The organism is Pedobacter sp. MR2016-24 (genome assembly GCF_026239655.1).
Lineage (GTDB): Bacteria > Bacteroidota > Bacteroidia > Sphingobacteriales > Sphingobacteriaceae > Pedobacter.
Genome location: NZ_JAPIVO010000006.1, coordinates 181,397 through 198,449, shown reverse-complemented (window position 1 = coordinate 198,449; position 17,053 = coordinate 181,397). Strand labels below are relative to the sequence as shown.

Genomic DNA, 17,053 nt, shown 5'->3' with positions numbered 1-17,053 from the left:
TATTGTATTAAATAGTATTATTCGAAAGAATTAAGTGTTCTGAAACCACCACTTTTAAGGTGTTCCTGTTTTTTCATTAATTGAAGGTCGGATTGAATCATATCTTTCACTAGCAGAGGCAGATCGTACTTCGGTTCCCATCCCAGCTGAGTCTTTGATTTAGTTGGATCACCCAGTAATAAATCGACTTCCGTAGGCCTGAAGTATTTTGGATCAACCCTAACAACTGTTGTGCCAAGTTTAAGGTTCAAATCATTTAATCCAAATTCATCAATCTTCTCCTGATCAACATCAATTATAACGCCTTTTTCATGCTCATCTTTGCCAGAGAATTCAATTTCTATACCTAATTCAAAAAAGCTCATTCTTACAAAATCACGAACAGTGGTAGTCACCCCTGTCGCAATCACGAAGTCTTCTGCTTTTTCTTGCTGCAGGATTAACCACATAGCTTCAACATAGTCTTTAGCGTGTCCCCAATCCCTTTGTGCAGACAGATTACCCAGGTATAAACAGTTCTGTAAACCCAAAGCAATTTTACAAGCTGCTCTGGTGATTTTACGGGTTACAAAGGTTTCTCCTCTTAATGGACTTTCATGGTTAAACAAAATTCCATTTGATGCGAACATACCGTATGCTTCTCTGTAATTAACTGTTATCCAGTAACCATAAATCTTTGCAACGGCATAAGGTGATCTGGGATAAAAGGGGGTCGACTCACTTTGAGGTACAGCCTGTACTAAACCATACAATTCTGAAGTAGATGCCTGATAGATTCTGGTTTTTTTCTCTAAACCCAAAATCCGAATAGCTTCTAATAACCTTAGTGTTCCAATACCATCGGCATTGGCTGTATATTCAGGCATTTCAAAGCTCACATGTACATGACTCATTGCAGCAAGATTATAAATCTCATCTGGCTGAGTTTCCTGTATAATGCGGATCAGATTAGTAGAATCGGTAAGATCGCCGAAATGCAATTTAAAATTAACTCCATTTTCATGTTGGTCCTGGTAAAGATGATCAATACGTTCTGTATTAAATAAAGAGGATCTTCTTTTGAGACCATGAACAAAATAACCCTTTTTCAAAAGAAATTCTGCCAGATATGCCCCGTCTTGTCCTGTTACACCTGTTATTAAGGCAACTTTCATTAGGTTAATTTTATTAGATTACAATTACAAATATAGGGTAAATTATTTGATTACTCAGAAATTTGACAATACGGAAACCCTGAAATTAAAGGTTTTGCACGCAGGTATTTAAACTGTCTCTCCAGTAAGGTATTTCAATTTCCAATGCCTTTTTAATTTTCGTCTTGTCCAATACAGAATAATGCGGACGTCTCGCTTTGGTAATAAATGCAGAAGATGCTACTGGTAAAACGTTTATATCTACTTCAGCAAACTCAAAGACTGCTTTGGCAAAATCATACCAGGATGCTATACCTTCATTGCTGTAATGGTACAAACCGTAAGCAGTCAGGTTATTACTAATTATTTTCAGAATGACGTTCGCCAGATCCATCGCATAGGTTGGCGTACCTACCTGATCGTAAATCACAGTCAGCTGATCCCTGGTTTGTGCGAGCTTCAGCATCGTTTTTACAAAGTTGTTTGCTTTCTCTGAATACAACCAGCTGGTTCTGATAATGAAATACTGTTCCGTCACTTTCTGAATCTCCTGCTCTCCTTTTAATTTTGATAAACCATACACGTTTACGGGATTAGTGACCAGCTCTTCTGTTAAGGGAATGCTCGAATCACCATTGAAAACGAAATCAGTAGAAATATGGATAAGTGTAGTTTTATATTCCACACAGATAGCCGCCAATCTTTTAACTGCAAAAGTATTGATTTCGAAGGCCTGATCCTGCGCTTCCTCTGCATTATCTACTGCCGTATATGCTGCACAACTGATACAATATAGTGGCAGATATTCTTGAAATACTGCTTTAGTTTGTTCCTGATTGGTAAAATCAAGATCAGCTCTGCCCAAAAATATATAGTTAAAATTTTGATCCTGTTTCGATACTAAATCATTCAGGCACTGTCCCAATTGACCAGAACCTCCAGTGACGATTACATTTTGTTTCATTATAGGTTAGAAAGTTTGGCGGTAAAGATATTGAATTTATCTGTGGATAGCTGTAAACCGACGTATTCTGTTGGTATGGAATGAGACGCCTCGTAGCAGGTACCGGGTTGAAATAGGGTTAAGTACTATAAGGACCTATAGCAAAAGTATTAAAAAACAATAGACAGACAATATTTTTAGGGCGACTATAAGAGGTTTGATAGGGGGTTGATAGGCGGTTGTAGGCGTTAAACCTTTTTCAATGTTTAATCAGCTATATATCAACACATTGTAACAATTTTGTTGTTTACTGCTTTCCTCTACTCACTCTCTTGTTTCTTTCAGTATCTCTTCCTATCTTGCTCATAACCAACCCAGAATCCTGTAACTAACCAAACAGCATCATGGCAAAACATCCTTATGGCGTCCTTGGTCCCTTTATCGGCAGATTAGGCCCTACAGTAGGTTATATGCTCGGCGATATCAATGTCAGCCGCACCATTGGTAAATACCATGGCCCCAGAACGCCCAAACAATTTGCGAATGAAACCAGAATGGGACTCGTTTCTTCCTTGTCCGGTATCCTGGAAGAGTTCCTGAACTTTGGCCTGAGGGCTGTTTCCGGCATCGGTAAGCAGGATCCGCGCAACCACTTTATCAAACTCAATAAACAAAAAGCCGTTAAAGGGGAATATCCCAACATAGAAACCGATTTCAGCAAGCTGATCGTGGCCGATGGAAACATCCCTGCACCGAAAAATGGTCAGGCGCTATTGACAGGAAACCGCCTTGAGGTAACCTGGAAGGCAGACATGGAAGCCTTAGGAACGAATGAAAGAGATCAGGTGATGATCCTGGCCTACTTCCCTTCGGTGAAAAAAGCAGTGACACTGGCCAGTGGTGCCCGCAGGTCCGCAGAAACGGAAAGCATCAATTTACCTGAATTTGAACTGGAAACTGCTGTGGAAGTCTATATGGCCTTCGTGGCGGATAACCGCCTGGATGCCTCTCCAAGTGTATATTTAGGGCAATTACTCCTTAATGAGGGCGTGGGCGAACTCGAAGAAGGTTTTAAATTTGCCAGTGAGGCCATCAATAAGGAAACGGGCGAAATTTATTATGATCCGGCCTATCAATATGTACATGTTCCGCCGGAATATGACGACAAGAAGCCTGAACAGGTGCATAAAGTGAAGAAACTTTCACCGATGCTCAGGGTATTCAAGAACCAGATCAATATCGGTTACCCGGAGGGTGGCACATTGACGCAGATGAACAAGGCCATGAGCTATAATCTGCTCCATGCGATGAAAGGGGAAGCCCCGTTATATCATATTGACTTCCCTAAGCTAAAATTCAGCAGGGGAAAAAGGGAAAGCGCATGGTCCACCAAAATGATGCTGGATGAAGACAATAAGCTGCAGGTAAAATGGGCCGTGCCGGAAACGGCAAACATGAAACTGATTGGGGATGACATCGCCTGCATCATGGTGTACAATCAATCCAGGAAGCATGCTTCCGCTGAATCTTATATGGTTACACGGAAAGAGCTTTCCACTGAATTGTATTTACGGGGAATAAAACCGGGAGATATTATTCATGCATGGATCTTCTTTTACACCCCGGATGAATCACAGGCATCCAATACAGATTACCTGGGCAGCCTGACCATACAAAAAAAATAATTTTATGTTTACACCGAAATAAAAATCCCAGTGTAAACAAAGGTTGAGGTAAAATTTAGTACAAATCGAATCTTTAGGAGGGGATCCAGCTCCTCCTTACAACTTACAGTGCTAAATTATTAGTTGCCAAATCAAAAAACTGAAAACTTTTATTCCCCCGGGTAGTTAAAACTAATAGATATTAGATTAGCGCAATGGAGAATAAGAAAGAAAATGGTTTTAAAGAATTGTTTGAAGTAATTCAGCTTTATGCAAAAAACCGGGTTGAATATTTCAGGATCCTGATCCTCGAAAAATCAGCATCAATTTTGGCGGACGTCATCACAGGTACAACAGTAATTATTTGTTTTACACTTGCTTTTATACTGGGCATGGTGACACTGGCATGTTTTCTGGCTGCCGAACTCAACAGTTACCCCGCAGGATTTGGCATCGTTACCGTTTTATTTTTGCTGATTGCCATTTTAGTACTGGTATTCAAAGATAATGTGGAAAGAGTAATCGCTAATTTTTCTATCAGGCGGATTTTTAAAAAATTACAGGAGATTGAAGATGAAAAGGAATTATAATATCAAAAGCTTAGATGAGCTGCGCCAATATAAACAGGTGTTGAATCTGGAGTCCGGTTCGCAGGAGATCTGGATGAAAGAAACCGCCACTACGCTGATCAAATCATTTTCATTACCAGATATAATGGCGAAAGCAGTAAAACCGTCTTTAGGTAACCAATCTGCTTCCAAAAATATAACTTCAACTATTTTAGGAGTTGCATTACCAGTAGTGCTAAACAAAACATTATTCAGAAAATCTGGTTGGTTTACCAAAATCGTGGTGGGGATGGTCTCACGACAAATTGGTAAAAGAATCAAATAACTGCAGGATTTTATATCAGGTATAAAGGAAAACCGCAAATAGAAATATATGCGGTTTTTTATTTGGCTCAATATATGCCTGATAATATGAGCATTAAACTTATAACTCCGGCTGTATAATATAAATCAGGTATTTAACACTGTAAAAATTAATAAAGACGTAAAAATCAGGATTTTTTGCGTTAAACCGCAGTAACAAAAATCGTTACAACAAACTAGTAATGAGGTAATTAAATACACAAAATGTGGACAATATTCCACTAAATCTTTTTAGTATATAAAAATTTGAGTTCAGCTTGCTTTATTTTCCATACATACCAACAAAAGCTGATTATACTTTTCAAGCAGATCTATATATTTATCCTTCCAGTCAGTCACATTTCCATGCGCGGTCTTCATCTTTGGCAGCATATCCATAGGATCGGGAGAATGCTGCCTGATAAATTCATCTTTTGAAAACAGATTGGGGAACTCTGAAGAAAAATCATAATTGAGAACGCATCCTATGCGAAATATGATCTCCGGCTTAAGATGCCGCTGATTAAACCAATTGTAAACAGACCTCCTGTTTACTTTTGTAAGACGGGCGAGCTCGCTGATGCTATGCCCATTTCGACGTATGATACGCTCTACTATTTGTCCGTTATGCAGCTCCATAATGAATAATAAAATTAGGTCATGAAATAGTTAATTTAGTATGTGATGGTATTTAGAAATACTTTTGGTTAGAATAATATGATCGGAACTGATTTTTACTTTAGCAACCAATGCGCAATCCAATTGCTTCATCATTACTAATACGGATTTCCCTTGTATCTCAATTACTTCTGCTGGTAAGTCAAATAGAATGCCATCGTTTACCCGAACATAGTCGCCCGGCCGCAGCGTATTTATACTTACAATTTCCAGGTCTGAGTATTGTTCCATATAAACTTTGATCTTTTCTATATCAGTTGCCGGGACAATTGCCGGCTTACCACAGTAATAGATGAAATTCACTACACCTGCAGTCTGCAATACTTTCAACTGCTCTGAAGGGTTCACACAAACGAACAAATAAGAGTTAAATAAGGGAAATTCTACCAGCTTAAACCGGTCCGCCCATTTCTGTGTCCTTTTCACTAAAGGACAAAAACTCTGGATTCCCTGGAGATTCAATAGCTCGTGCGCCCGTTTCTCACATTTTGACTTTGTGTATACCACCATCCAGCTTCTGCTGCAGGTATCTTTGCTGATTACATGTGCGGCTTTCATAATTTTATCGATTTTTTGTGCTTAAACGAAAATAGTATTAAAAAGAACTGAATAAATCGCAGGCTTACTCAATGTATAGCAAAGTGTAGAATGTGTGCAAATGTTGTGACGGTCTTTTACCCTGTAAAGAAAAAAAGACAGTAAACTGCTGCTGTATCCAATCTTCAGCACAACAAACAACAAGCTAATAAACAAGTACTTATAACTACTAATTCTTTTTTCTCAAAAATTCACACTTCTTCACGAATGCATCATCATATGGAATAAATGCTTCATTTTCTCTTCTTCAGCAACTAATTTTATGAAACAATTGATGGAAACGGATTCCACTTAGAATTCACAAAAAACAATTGTAACGCTCTGCTTCTGAAATAAAGATCTACTGTAAGTGGAGTGGCGAAGCTCATTTAAATCCCAAAATCAGATGATGATAAAACCCTCAACGTTTCTCGCTTTATGTGCATGTATGCTCATTTTCGGCGCCTGCAGTAACAAATATCAGAAAATCCCTTACTTTCAGAATGTAAACAGATCTGCCGAAACCAGGAAGCAGATTGAAAATTTCACAGCACTGACTATTCAGAAATCTGACATCTTAAGTGTAAACGTAAGCAGCCTGAATCCTAAAGCTTACAGCGACTCGAGCGCCAGGGATCTGGGTTACCTGGTTGATCAGGACGGACAGATCCAGCTCCCGCTGATAGGGAATGTAAAGGTGGAAGGATTGACCACTTCCGTAGCTGCTGAACAAATCAGAAAAAGACTGACAGAATACTTACGAGAACCCGCTGTAAACATCAGAATGCTCAACTTTAAGATTTCCATCCTGGGAGATGTTTTAAAACCTGATGTCTTCAAGATTCCCAGTGAAAGAGTAACGGTAACTGAAGCGCTGAGTATGGCGGGCGACCTTAATATTACAGCGCGTCGAAACAATATCCTGCTCATCAGGGAAATTGACGGGAAACGTGAATTTATTCCGCTGGACCTTACTTCAGGGCGAATATTCGAATCTCCCTATTATTATCTAAAGAACAATGATGTGATCTATGTACAGCCTGATAAGACTAAATACGCAACGGTAGACAATAGCTACCGCAGTCTGAGTCTGATCTTGTCTGCACTTTCGATCGTCGCCATTGTACTGACAAACACCTTATAATTCAAAATCTGCCTGCTATGGAACAATTAACATATACCCCATTTACTGAAGTCGGCGAAGAAAAACGCAAGAATCTGAGACAGATCCTGAGTAAGTATTTATATCACTGGCCTTTATTTCTGATCTGCCTGATGTGCACAACGGCTTTGGCTTATGTATATATCAGACATACGATACCGGTTTATCAGATCAAAGCCAAAGTTGCCTTAAAAGATGATAAAAACCAGCCGCTCTCTGGTGGTGCCGCCGCGCTGGAGCAATTGAACATTTCTTCCAAACCTAAGTTTGCTGAAAGTGAAGTGGAAATCTTAAAATCAAGACCTGTAATCAAAAAAGTTGTGGATGAGCTCCAGTTATGGTGTAATTATTATGAAAAAAGTAGTTACACTACGCTGGATTTATACGCCACCACCCCTTTCCGGTTCAAATTTATTAAACAGAAAGAACCTTTAAAGGACTATAATTTCAGCATAACGATCAATAGCATGGACAGTTATACCATCGTTAAACCGGATCAAACAGAACTGAAGGGAAAATTCACGAACACACTGAACAGCTCTTTTGGCAAATGGCAACTGGTACCTACTGCAAACTTAAAGTACTTTATAGGGAGAACGGTGTTACTGCATCTGCAAAGTGAGCATAAGACCATTTCTGACTACCAGGAAAAGATCATTACGGTCTTAAATAAAACAACGCCGATCATAGAAATGAAGATCGAAGATGAAGTTTTCCAGCGTGGAACAGCTGTTTTAAATAAACTGGTAGCCGTATACAAAAGCTTCAATGTGATTGACAAAAATAAAGAAACTGAAAGTACGCTAAAGTTCATTGATGAACGACTCACTTCTTTAACGCAGGAGCTGACCAGTGTGGAAAAAGATGTGGAAGGGTATAAGAGCAGTGTGGGCCTGACGGATATCTCTGCCAAATCGCAGGTATTTCTGGATAATGTACAGGCAAATGACAGTCGCCTGAATGAAGTGAATGTGCAGCTCAACGTAATTGAGGGCGTAGAAAAGTATGTAAATGCACCGGATAAAAGTGACCATGCTCCGGCGACTATAGGGATTACCGATCCCGGATTAATCAACCTGGTAGCACAGATGAACAAACTGCAGGTAGACAAAGAAAGACTCCTCGCCATCACACCGGAAAACAACCCGATTTTTGTACCGATCAACAGGCAGATAAAAAGTACGCAAAACGCGATCAAAGAGAATGTAAACAGTATTAAAACTTCGCTTACAGCGACAAAAAGGCAACTGAATTCATTCAATTCCGGATTGGAAGCGGGCATCAAGAATATGCCGGGAGAAGAGCGTCAGTATGTAAGTATCAAACGCCAGCAGGGCATCAAGGAAAGTCTGTATGTCTACCTCCTGCAAAAACGAGAGGAAGTAGCGCTGAGTTATGCCTCTACGCTGACTGATGCGCGTACCGTGGAGGAAGCGTATTACGATGATCCCAAAACAAGTAAAAAAATACCGTTGTTTATTGCATTACTAGCAGGACTTCTGGTCCCGGCTGGCATGATTACAGGCAGAAGTATACTCAGGAACAGGGTACTGACCAAAGATGATATTGCAGCCATAACTGCTGCACCTGTCATCTGTGAACTGATCCAGGAAAACACTAAAAAACCATTGGTCGTACTGGACCGCGATGCTTATGCCATCGGTGAGCAGATGAGGGGACTAAGGACCAACCTGTTGCATGCCTATGACCGGAAGGGAAAGGTAGTCCTGTTCACTTCAAGTATCCCTAAAGAAGGGAAAAGTTATGTGTCCAGCAATATCGCTACTTCCCTGGCTATGCTGGGTAAAAGAACAATCATACTTGAACTGGATTTGAGAAAACCACAGATCAGCAAGATCTTTAATTTAACAGCAGATCAGCTCGGACTGAGTGAATACCTGAGTGGAAAAGCCGCTAAAGAAGAAATTATTGTACCCTCAGGCGTACACCCGAATTTATTTGTGATGCGCTCCGGCGCAGTTCCTGAGAACCCTTCAGAGCTGATCGGCTCTGATAAAATGGCAGAACTGATTACCGAACTGCGTGCTGATTTTGATAATGTGCTGATAGATACTCCCCCGCTGCACCTGGTAACGGATGCAACAATCCTGGCACCAATGTGTGATGTGAGTTTATATCTGATACGTCATAATTACACACCCAAATCAGAACTTAAATTCATTGATGAAGTGTACAGAGAGGGTAAACTGGTTAATATGAGCCTGGTTTTTAATGGCGTACAAATGGATAGCCGCTACGGATATAATTTAGATTACGGCTACTATAAAGACAGGGTAGATCTGTCACCCTGGTTCGCTCCCTTCCGTAACTTTTCAACAAGATTCTAAAACTGATCATTCCCCCTTATGGCTTATGAGTAAAATTATTGTGCTGACCCCGATTAAAAATGAAGATTGGATCCTTGAACAGTTCCTGACGGTAACTAGTTTGTTTGCAGATTGCATTGTGGTAGCTGATCAGCTCTCTACCGACAGGAGCAGGGAAATCTGCGCAGCTTTTCCTAAGGTACACCTGATCATCAATGACAAAGAGAACTATGGTGAAGATGAAAGGCAGATCTTACTGATTGAAACTGCAAGAAAATTATTCCCTGATGATAAGAGGATCTTAATGGGACTAGATGCCGACGAGATATTTGCCGCAGATAGTTTGCAGCAGCAAGCTACCTGGGACCGGATCAGAAGTCTGCCTCCGGGCACATCGCTCCATTTCGAAAGAACAGACATGATCTTCAACAATAACAAATGTATCAGGGGGGATCAATATCACCAGTATTTCCCGCTGGGTTATGTAGATGATGGTCATGCGCATGAGCCGGACATTATTCACTCCAGACGGGTGCCTTGTAATCCGGCAGGGGACACGGTATATATCGAAGAGATAAAAATTCTTCACTTTTTATATTCCAGGATGAAAGTACGCTACGCTAAAATCAGGTTCTACTCGGTGATAGAGAATGTCAACAGATCCAGCTCTACTTATGTCAGAAGGTACAAATACAACGCCGATGAAATGAAAAAGATCCGCAATTCCAGCCGGGTGAAACCCGTACCGGTAAAATGGCTGCGGGAATGGGAAGAAATGGGCATCAACTTAAAGAACTTTTATGAGCCTGAATTTTCATGGCAGGATTTCGAAGTATTGGAACATTTCAGGAATTATGGATATAAGCGTTTCCATACGGATGACATCTGGTATTTCGACTGGGAAGCCTGCCGGGAGGAAGCGGCAAAACATGGGAAGGAAATTCCTCCTGCACCTATAGAAAGGCCGGGAACATTCATCCAGCATTCACTGAAGCTGATTGACAATTTATATCTGCTGAGCAGACGTCTAAGATTGAAACCATTAAGAGCATAAAAGAAGATGTCGGTATCATCAAGATTAATTTCCGGGACAACGGCCTCATGGATGCAAATCGGTGTCACGCTCATCACTCAGCTTACACTCGTACCGCTATACCTGAGTTACTGGGACGTGACTACTTACGGATTGTGGCTGGCTGTGTTAGCCTTGTCGGCCTTGCTGACTTCGCTGGATCTTGGTTTCCAGGAATATATAGGCTTTGAATTTCTCCGCTTCGGCAAAAAAAGGCTGCCTGAACTGAGCAAATATTTATGCTCGGGACTGCTGATAGGAATTGTAATGGGAATTATACAACTGCTGGTAATTGCGGGAATCCTGTTTTTCGGAAATATAGGGGCATTACTTGGTGAACAATCGGCGGGCAGACAGGCACAACTAATTTATGATGCCGGAATAGTTTTACTGGTACAGAGTGTTGCCTGGCTGATTTGTGGCAGTATTGGGGGCATCCTGACCCGTGCACTTGCTACATTTGGCTATTTTCACCGGATGGCCTGGTGGGGCGTTTTCTCTGCTTTACTAATGAATATCGCACCGGCTATAGCGGTGATTGCTGGTGCCAGTCTGCTACAAACAGGTTTCATTGTAGCGGGTATCCGTATCGTTGCGGACATACCTATTTATATAGACATGCTGCAACTGCTCAGGAAAGAAGGAATCACCGGCACCACCCCGTCTTTACAATTAGGGTGGCGTATATTGATGAAATCTATATTGTTATCCATCACTGGTCTATTTGAAAACCTGCGGCAACAGGGAGCAAGATTACTGTTAACCCCATTTACTGGTACAGCCGGACTTGCTGCGTTTTCTACCATGCGGACAGGAACAAACGTAGCTATGCAGGGTCTGCATACAATCACCAATCCGCTGATGCCGGAACTGATGCTGTTCCTGCACAACAGAGATCAGGAAAGAAGCGATAAAGCATTCGGAACGGTATGGATCGTGTCTATTTCCCTCCTGGCACCTGCACTGGTATGTGCACAGGTAATTGTTGAACCCTTGTATGAATCCTGGACACGTGGAAGAATTCCTTTTAACCCCTGGCTTTTTGCGGCTTTGTCTGCAAGTATACTGGTATATGCTATAGCGCAGCCTGCGATTGCCATTGTAAGAGGAAATAACCTGTTGAATGCGCAGCTGCTCATTTCGGGATTAACCGCAGCTATTGCCCTGGCGGGTATCTTTTTACTGGTGCCCTGGCTGGGTATTACGGGCGCCGGACTCGGGCTTTTACTGGCGGAAATTGCCGCCAATATAGGATTCAGAATTATAGCCAAAAGATGGCTGCAGCATAAAGGACTGATGTGGCCGGAAAAACCTTTTTACAGGAGTGCCATTTCTGTTTGCATAGCGATTGCTGCGATGGCACTAATCATATTGCTGCCCGATTACAAATGGCCTTTGCTGGTCATTACCATGCTGATGCTGACATGGAACTGCTGGAGATACTGGCAACTGTTGCCACTGCTTTCAACTGAAAGGGCAAAACACATGATAAGTAGCCTGCCACTGTTCAGATTGCTGTTTTCCAGATAATTTAAACCGTCTGTCATGATGAATGTAGGAATTTATTGCCCGGAATGGATGGTAGCCCGGCATCACAAAGCGTATAAAGTAGCCCGCATGTTAGGCCAGCTTGGTGCATACGCGCAGCTGAAAACTGAATTTGTAGCTTCAGAAAGTTATACCAGGACATTTAATATTCACCTGATGCTGCACCGCCTTTTACCGGCTTTACCACCGCTGGTTGATTATGGTATCAGGAAAACTGAAGAAGAAATAGACCTGATCTATCATTATGGCCCGCCTGCTAATCCTGTGGCCTTTTTCAAAGCAGTAAAAGAAACCCCGGCATTTGTAACTACCGGATTTATCAGGGCTGAGCAGATGGCTGATCTATCCCATAGTGGATCAACAGCACAGCAGCAAGCAGATGAAATGGCCAGGTCGCTCGAAAAAGCAGCAGTACTGCACTTTTTAACTAAAGCGGGCATGGAAAGGTTTTTATTTTACAGACCGGATTTTAAGGATAAAACTGTCACGATTCCCCTTTTTATGCCCGGTCTGGAGGCAGCTGAATATATACGTCCAGACAGGAGCCGGGTGAATATCCTCTTTGTTGCCCACGATGGTAAAAACAAAGGACTGTTTAACCTGCTGGACGCAATTGATTTGCTGGGTCACGATTACATGGAAATTCACAAGGTAGCAGTCACAATTGTTGCTAAAGATAAACCTAAACCAAAAACGGATTACCGGCTCAGCTGGTATCCCGGACTGCCCCACAACGAAATCATCAGGCTCATGAAAGAAGCTTCGATCTTTGTGAAGATTCCCACAAATGAATCCTATGGCACAACGCTGGTGGAAGCGATGCTGTACGGCTGTACGATCATAACTGACGATGATGAACTGAGACAGGAAATTGTGGGCAATACAGGGATTATGCTCGACAATAAATCTGCCGCCAATATCGCACGAACTTTGAGGGTGCTGATTGAGGATACTTATTGGCGGGAGCTGCTCGGCCAAAGTGCATGTTTACGTGCGCAGCAGCTATTTCTTCCGGAAACAGTAGCCCGGCAATATGAAAAAAGCTTTCGGGTGCTACTCCAAAATGCCTGATATAAATTAACGTATTTCTATTTACGCTCTCTGTATGAACACACAACTCGTACCTAACCCGGATACCGGGCACCTGACCGTATATGATAAAAAACCTGTTACCATCCAGTTAACGCGGGTTGCCGGTTTCCTGGATAAACTGATCTTATGGTCATGGATCATTTTCTTTTCTGCTGCCGCATACCAATGCCTGTTTTGGTGGAGTATCCCGAACCTTGTGGCCATGTTGTATGTGGCTTTTGCATGGCTGCTATTATGCCTGCTGTACTTTCAGCAATTCACGCTGCAACGATACCCCCTCTCCTCATTCCTCATCATTGGCTTTACGGCTACGCAGTTTTATTTTCCCCTGATATTTACTTCGATCGAGTTGAAGTCTCTGGTATTTAACCTGGACCTGCCTTATGAAGTATTCTTTCATTCTACACTTTCCCTATTTGCTTTAATTGCCGGACACTATATTTATCAGTCACTCCCCATCAACACTTTAAGAAGCAAAGGCGCTGTTTTACGCCGCCTAGGTTTTTTCACACCACCTTCAGAACTTCAGTTATGGCTGATGGGTGCCATTGGGCTGATGGCAAATATTTACGTATTTTTCTTTTCTTCGGCAACAGCCACTGAGGTAACCGGCAATGCGGGCGACAAAGCCATTCAGGCTTTCCTTCCTTTTGGTTACTCTCCTTATTTTATCCCATTTTATATGCTGTATGGTGGTAAAAAGCCTGATTTTAAAAAGACGGTTCCACTACTGATCATATTTACGCTGGTCTTGTTTCTTCTGAGCATAGCCAGAAACAGCAGGGGTGCATTTATGCTGGGATTTACGGCCGTGGGCTTCTCCTATTTGCTGGGTATGATGCTTGGGATTTTTAAGACTCCGGTAATTTCCACCAAAATCATGGTGGTAGGCGGCTTTTTTTTCTGGCTGATTACCGGACCTCTCGCAGATTTGGGTACAGCAATGGTGATTGTTCGTAGTCAGCGTAATGATATTTCCCGCGCAGAATTGATTGACCTGACACTGGAGGCTTACCACGACAAGGATGCCATCGCCTATCGCAGGCTGGAAGATGCCACAAGTGAGAGTATCTGGGACGAGCGTTACCTGGATAATATATTTACGGCAAGGTTCGCAAATATTAAATTCAATGATGCCAGCTTGATTCTTGCCGAACAGGTAGGCGATCATAATCCTTCAGTGTTAAAGTATTCTATGGATTATATGTGGGGAATCTTACCTGCGCCGGTACTCAAGGTAGTTAACCCTAAAGTGGACAAGGAATTTGTTTATTCGCTCTCCTTTGGTGATTACCTCTACAGTGTAGCAGGTGCAGGCCCCGAAGCTTATGGCGGTTTCCGAACGGGACATTTTGCAGGAACGGGTATGGCGGCATTCGGCTGGTGGTACCTGGCCATTCTTGGCATAGGCATCATTCCTGTATTCCTGCTGTTCGACCGTTTATGCCTGATCCGAAAGGTGGAACGGTTTAAGGGTTACCCTGAGCGGCAGCTGATTTTCAGTGTATGTGGTCTGTTAGCCATCAGCTCTATTTTTCAATTTTTACCTACAGAAAGCGTAATGGGTATTGTCACCTACCTGATCAGAGGTTATCTGCAGATGACCGGACTTTATCTGGCCATCTTTCATGTGACAAAAACCGCGGATTATCTCTTCTGAATACTCCCCTATTTCTACAGCTAAATTATATCTCATGTTGACTATTCTTTATATAGGTGACAACCATCCGGGTTCTACCTCTTTTCACCGGGCGCGTGCATTGTCGAGACTTGGACATCGGGTAATGGTTAAAAACCCTGCTGAAGCTTTTCAGCAACTCAGCTCACGCTGGTGGGCAGCGCTGCATTTTAGAACTGGCTACCGGTTATTACAGGCGGACATGTTGAAATGGGTGAAATCGATGATGAACGAGATCACGCAGCCGGACCTGGTCTGGGTAGATAGTGGTGAACTGATGGGCTGTAACTGTGTAAAAGCCTTGCAGACCTTAAAGTGCCCGGTAATATTGTATAATATTGACGACCCTACGGGTAAAAGAGATGGACGGAGATTCGATTCCCTGCTGGGGGCTATCCCGCTGTATGACCTGGTGGTGGTGGTGAGAATGGAAACAGCTAAGGAATGTTCTTTTCTAGGTGCCAAAAATGTGATGCGTGTATTGCGCAGTTATGATGAAGTAGCGCATCAGCCTTATGCTGATATTCATGAAATACCTGCAGATTTTAAATCAGATATCGCTTTTATAGGCACCTGGATGCGGAATGAAAAAAGGGATGAGTTTATCCTGCACCTGATCAGAGAAGGACTACAGGTAAATATCTGGGGGGATGGATGGCAGAAGAGCCACTTGTTCCCTAAACTCAAACATTGCTGGCGCGGAAAAAGTCTGAGTGGGAGAGATTATATCGCAGCGATACAGGGCGCAAAAATTTGCCTGGGAATGCTTTCTAAAGGCAATCGCGATTTGCATACCACAAGGTCGTTGGAAATCCCTTATGCAGGAGGCCTCCTTTGTGCCGAACGCACAGCGGAACACCAGCACTTATATTTAGAAGGGGTAGAAGCCGCTTTCTGGTCAGACGCCAGTGAATGTGTGAAAGTATGTAAAGACCTGCTGAACAATGGAAAGATTGATCAGCTCCGTCTCGCAGGAATGCAGCGTGTCAGAGCACTCAAAGTCGGAAACGAAGATATCTGCAGAGCAATTCTTGAAACCGCATTAAACTGAATTTTGCCCCGGTAATAGCTAAAAGCCAATGAATATCGTTTTTTTCTCTAATCCCGATTTTATGGGCAGTGAAAACGCACCAAAATTTACGAGTATGCACAGGTTTACAGCGATGCTGGCCGAAGGAATGGCAAAACGTGGCCATGATGTATCCGTATGGTCGCCAAAAAGAAAATTTTTCTCTCTCAGGGCACCATCGGCCTTTAAGAAATGGCTAGGTTATGTAGATCAGTATATTCTATTTCCATCAACCGTCAGAAAAAGGCTGAAGAGCTGTCCGGCAGACACCTTGTTTGTTTTTACAGATCAGGCCCAGGGTCCATGGGTACCCCTGATGGCTAACAGAAGACATGTAATGCATTGCCACGATTTCCTGGCACAGCTTTCTGCAATGGGAAAAATAGCGCAGCACAAGAGCAGCTGGACCGGCAAACTGTACCAGAAATTTATACGCAATGGATACAGGAAAGGGAAAAATTTTATAAGTGTTTCCCGGAAAACGGACCAGTTGCTGCAACAGATGCTGCCGGATAAGGTAACATCTACGGCAGTGGTTTATAATGGTCTTGATCAATCCTATCGCCCGTTTTATCATGCGAAAGCGAGAAGGCTGATTACGAAAGAAACCGGTATTGATTTAGCTGCCGGTTATTGTCTTCATGTAGGTGGTAACCAATGGTATAAAAACAGGGAGGGTGTAATTGAAATTTATACCGCATGGCGTGCACAGAGTGAATTTACTTTACCTCTGCTGATGATTGGTCCGCCGCCCTCTGCCATCGTTTTACAACAGCTGGAAGCTTCGCCTTTTAAAGAAGATGTTCATTTTATCAGTAACCTGAGTGATGAATTTGTACAGTACGCTTATGCAGGTGCAAATGTATTTCTCTTTCCTTCACATGCTGAAGGCTTTGGCTGGCCAATAGCAGAAGCGATGGCTTCCGGATGCCCGGTGATGACCACCAATGAAGCGCCAATGACGGAAGTAGCGGGAGACGCCGCATTTCTGATTGCAGCACGGTGCCCGGACAATGATCAAACCTGGGCGTCAGAAGCCGCACTGACGCTACAGCAAATTGTGAGCCTGACGGCGGCTGAACGCAAAACAGTAAGGGCAGCCGCGATCAAAAATGTGAAAAGATTTGATGCTAAAGCTGCGGTGGATAAAATAGAATTTATCTATGAACATATCTCCAGTTAAAGAATGCTAACCTCTCA

General features: G+C 42.5%; 15 protein-coding genes. 11 read left to right on the top strand and 4 right to left on the bottom strand.

Going from position 1 to position 17,053, the window contains the following annotated elements; all coding sequences use genetic code 11:
* Window positions 1-17 precede the first annotated feature (17 nt).
* The gene (gene gmd / locus OQX62_RS17225) at window positions 18-1,154 is read right to left on the bottom strand and encodes a GDP-mannose 4,6-dehydratase (RefSeq protein ID WP_265832860.1); all 1,137 of its coding nucleotides are present in this window, start codon (window positions 1,152-1,154) and stop codon (window positions 18-20) included.
* A gap of 85 nt (window positions 1,155-1,239) precedes the next feature.
* Window positions 1,240-2,097: a dTDP-4-dehydrorhamnose reductase gene (rfbD, locus tag OQX62_RS17220; protein ID WP_265832859.1), complete on the bottom strand. Its 858-nt coding sequence runs from the start codon at window positions 2,095-2,097 to the stop codon at window positions 1,240-1,242.
* 383 nt (window positions 2,098-2,480) lie between these two features.
* Here rfbD and OQX62_RS17215 point away from each other — a divergent pair, with 383 nt between their 5' ends.
* The 3 genes from OQX62_RS17215 to OQX62_RS17205 all read left to right on the top strand — a co-directional run bounded on the left by OQX62_RS17215 (window position 2,481) and on the right by OQX62_RS17205 (window position 4,634).
* Window positions 2,481-3,761 carry a DUF6266 family protein gene (locus tag OQX62_RS17215; RefSeq protein ID WP_265832858.1) on the top strand — a complete coding sequence of 427 codons (1,281 nt, stop codon included), beginning with the start codon at window positions 2,481-2,483 and terminating at the stop codon, window positions 3,759-3,761.
* A 194-nt stretch (window positions 3,762-3,955) separates the two neighbouring features.
* The gene (locus OQX62_RS17210; protein WP_265832857.1) at window positions 3,956-4,330 is read left to right on the top strand and encodes a phage holin family protein; all 375 of its coding nucleotides are present in this window, start codon (window positions 3,956-3,958) and stop codon (window positions 4,328-4,330) included.
* The gene (locus OQX62_RS17205) at window positions 4,314-4,634 is read left to right on the top strand and encodes a hypothetical protein (RefSeq protein WP_265832856.1); all 321 of its coding nucleotides are present in this window, start codon (window positions 4,314-4,316) and stop codon (window positions 4,632-4,634) included. The genes OQX62_RS17210 and OQX62_RS17205 overlap by 17 nt, the downstream gene beginning before the upstream one ends.
* A gap of 290 nt (window positions 4,635-4,924) precedes the next feature.
* Here the strand turns inward: OQX62_RS17205 and OQX62_RS17200 are convergent, their stop codons facing one another.
* Window positions 4,925-5,290, bottom strand: coding sequence for a helix-turn-helix domain-containing protein (locus tag OQX62_RS17200; RefSeq protein ID WP_265832855.1), 366 nt, complete (start codon window positions 5,288-5,290; stop codon window positions 4,925-4,927).
* Window positions 5,291-5,320: 30 nt separating this feature from the next.
* Window positions 5,321-5,887, bottom strand: a complete 567-nt coding sequence (locus OQX62_RS17195; RefSeq protein ID WP_265832854.1) for a UpxY family transcription antiterminator — start codon at window positions 5,885-5,887, stop codon at window positions 5,321-5,323.
* Window positions 5,888-6,311: 424 nt separating this feature from the next.
* Here OQX62_RS17195 and OQX62_RS17190 point away from each other — a divergent pair, with 424 nt between their 5' ends.
* Genes OQX62_RS17190 through OQX62_RS17155 form a run of 8 tightly spaced genes read left to right on the top strand, consistent with a single transcriptional unit; the run spans window position 6,312 to window position 17,036 of the window.
* Entirely contained in the window at window positions 6,312-7,049 is a 738-nt protein-coding gene (locus OQX62_RS17190; RefSeq protein WP_265832853.1) for a polysaccharide biosynthesis/export family protein, read from the top strand.
* Between the two features lie 17 nt (window positions 7,050-7,066).
* A complete protein-coding gene (locus OQX62_RS17185) occupies window positions 7,067-9,415 on the top strand; it encodes a GumC family protein (RefSeq protein WP_265832852.1) in 2,349 nt (782 codons plus the stop codon).
* 25 nt (window positions 9,416-9,440) lie between these two features.
* Window positions 9,441-10,448, top strand: coding sequence for a glycosyltransferase family 2 protein (locus tag OQX62_RS17180; RefSeq protein ID WP_265832851.1), 1,008 nt, complete (start codon window positions 9,441-9,443; stop codon window positions 10,446-10,448).
* A 6-nt stretch (window positions 10,449-10,454) separates the two neighbouring features.
* Window positions 10,455-11,996, top strand: a complete 1,542-nt coding sequence (locus tag OQX62_RS17175; RefSeq protein WP_265832850.1) for a lipopolysaccharide biosynthesis protein — start codon at window positions 10,455-10,457, stop codon at window positions 11,994-11,996.
* A gap of 15 nt (window positions 11,997-12,011) precedes the next feature.
* A complete protein-coding gene (locus OQX62_RS17170) occupies window positions 12,012-13,085 on the top strand; it encodes a glycosyltransferase family 4 protein (RefSeq protein WP_265832849.1) in 1,074 nt (357 codons plus the stop codon).
* A gap of 34 nt (window positions 13,086-13,119) precedes the next feature.
* Complete coding sequence (locus OQX62_RS17165) at window positions 13,120-14,766, top strand: hypothetical protein (protein ID WP_265832848.1); 1,647 nt, start codon at window positions 13,120-13,122, stop codon at window positions 14,764-14,766.
* A 34-nt stretch (window positions 14,767-14,800) separates the two neighbouring features.
* The gene (locus tag OQX62_RS17160; protein ID WP_265832847.1) at window positions 14,801-15,835 is read left to right on the top strand and encodes a CgeB family protein; all 1,035 of its coding nucleotides are present in this window, start codon (window positions 14,801-14,803) and stop codon (window positions 15,833-15,835) included.
* A 28-nt stretch (window positions 15,836-15,863) separates the two neighbouring features.
* Window positions 15,864-17,036: a glycosyltransferase gene (locus OQX62_RS17155; protein ID WP_322973758.1), complete on the top strand. Its 1,173-nt coding sequence runs from the start codon at window positions 15,864-15,866 to the stop codon at window positions 17,034-17,036.
* The last annotated feature ends 17 nt before the right edge of the window (window positions 17,037-17,053 follow it).

Coding starts and splice junctions, on each gene's coding strand:
- gmd (WP_265832860.1), bottom strand. CDS start 1,154: ATGAAAGTTGCCTTAATAACAGGTGTAACAGGACAAGACGGGGCATAT.
- rfbD (WP_265832859.1), bottom strand. CDS start 2,097: ATGAAACAAAATGTAATCGTCACTGGAGGTTCTGGTCAATTGGGACAG.
- OQX62_RS17215 (WP_265832858.1), top strand. CDS start 2,481: ATGGCAAAACATCCTTATGGCGTCCTTGGTCCCTTTATCGGCAGATTA.
- OQX62_RS17210 (WP_265832857.1), top strand. CDS start 3,956: ATGGAGAATAAGAAAGAAAATGGTTTTAAAGAATTGTTTGAAGTAATT.
- OQX62_RS17205 (WP_265832856.1), top strand. CDS start 4,314: ATGAAAAGGAATTATAATATCAAAAGCTTAGATGAGCTGCGCCAATAT.
- OQX62_RS17200 (WP_265832855.1), bottom strand. CDS start 5,290: ATGGAGCTGCATAACGGACAAATAGTAGAGCGTATCATACGTCGAAAT.
- OQX62_RS17195 (WP_265832854.1), bottom strand. CDS start 5,887: ATGAAAGCCGCACATGTAATCAGCAAAGATACCTGCAGCAGAAGCTGG.
- OQX62_RS17190 (WP_265832853.1), top strand. CDS start 6,312: ATGATGATAAAACCCTCAACGTTTCTCGCTTTATGTGCATGTATGCTC.
- OQX62_RS17185 (WP_265832852.1), top strand. CDS start 7,067: ATGGAACAATTAACATATACCCCATTTACTGAAGTCGGCGAAGAAAAA.
- OQX62_RS17180 (WP_265832851.1), top strand. CDS start 9,441: ATGAGTAAAATTATTGTGCTGACCCCGATTAAAAATGAAGATTGGATC.
- OQX62_RS17175 (WP_265832850.1), top strand. CDS start 10,455: ATGTCGGTATCATCAAGATTAATTTCCGGGACAACGGCCTCATGGATG.
- OQX62_RS17170 (WP_265832849.1), top strand. CDS start 12,012: ATGATGAATGTAGGAATTTATTGCCCGGAATGGATGGTAGCCCGGCAT.
- OQX62_RS17165 (WP_265832848.1), top strand. CDS start 13,120: ATGAACACACAACTCGTACCTAACCCGGATACCGGGCACCTGACCGTA.
- OQX62_RS17160 (WP_265832847.1), top strand. CDS start 14,801: ATGTTGACTATTCTTTATATAGGTGACAACCATCCGGGTTCTACCTCT.
- OQX62_RS17155 (WP_322973758.1), top strand. CDS start 15,864: ATGAATATCGTTTTTTTCTCTAATCCCGATTTTATGGGCAGTGAAAAC.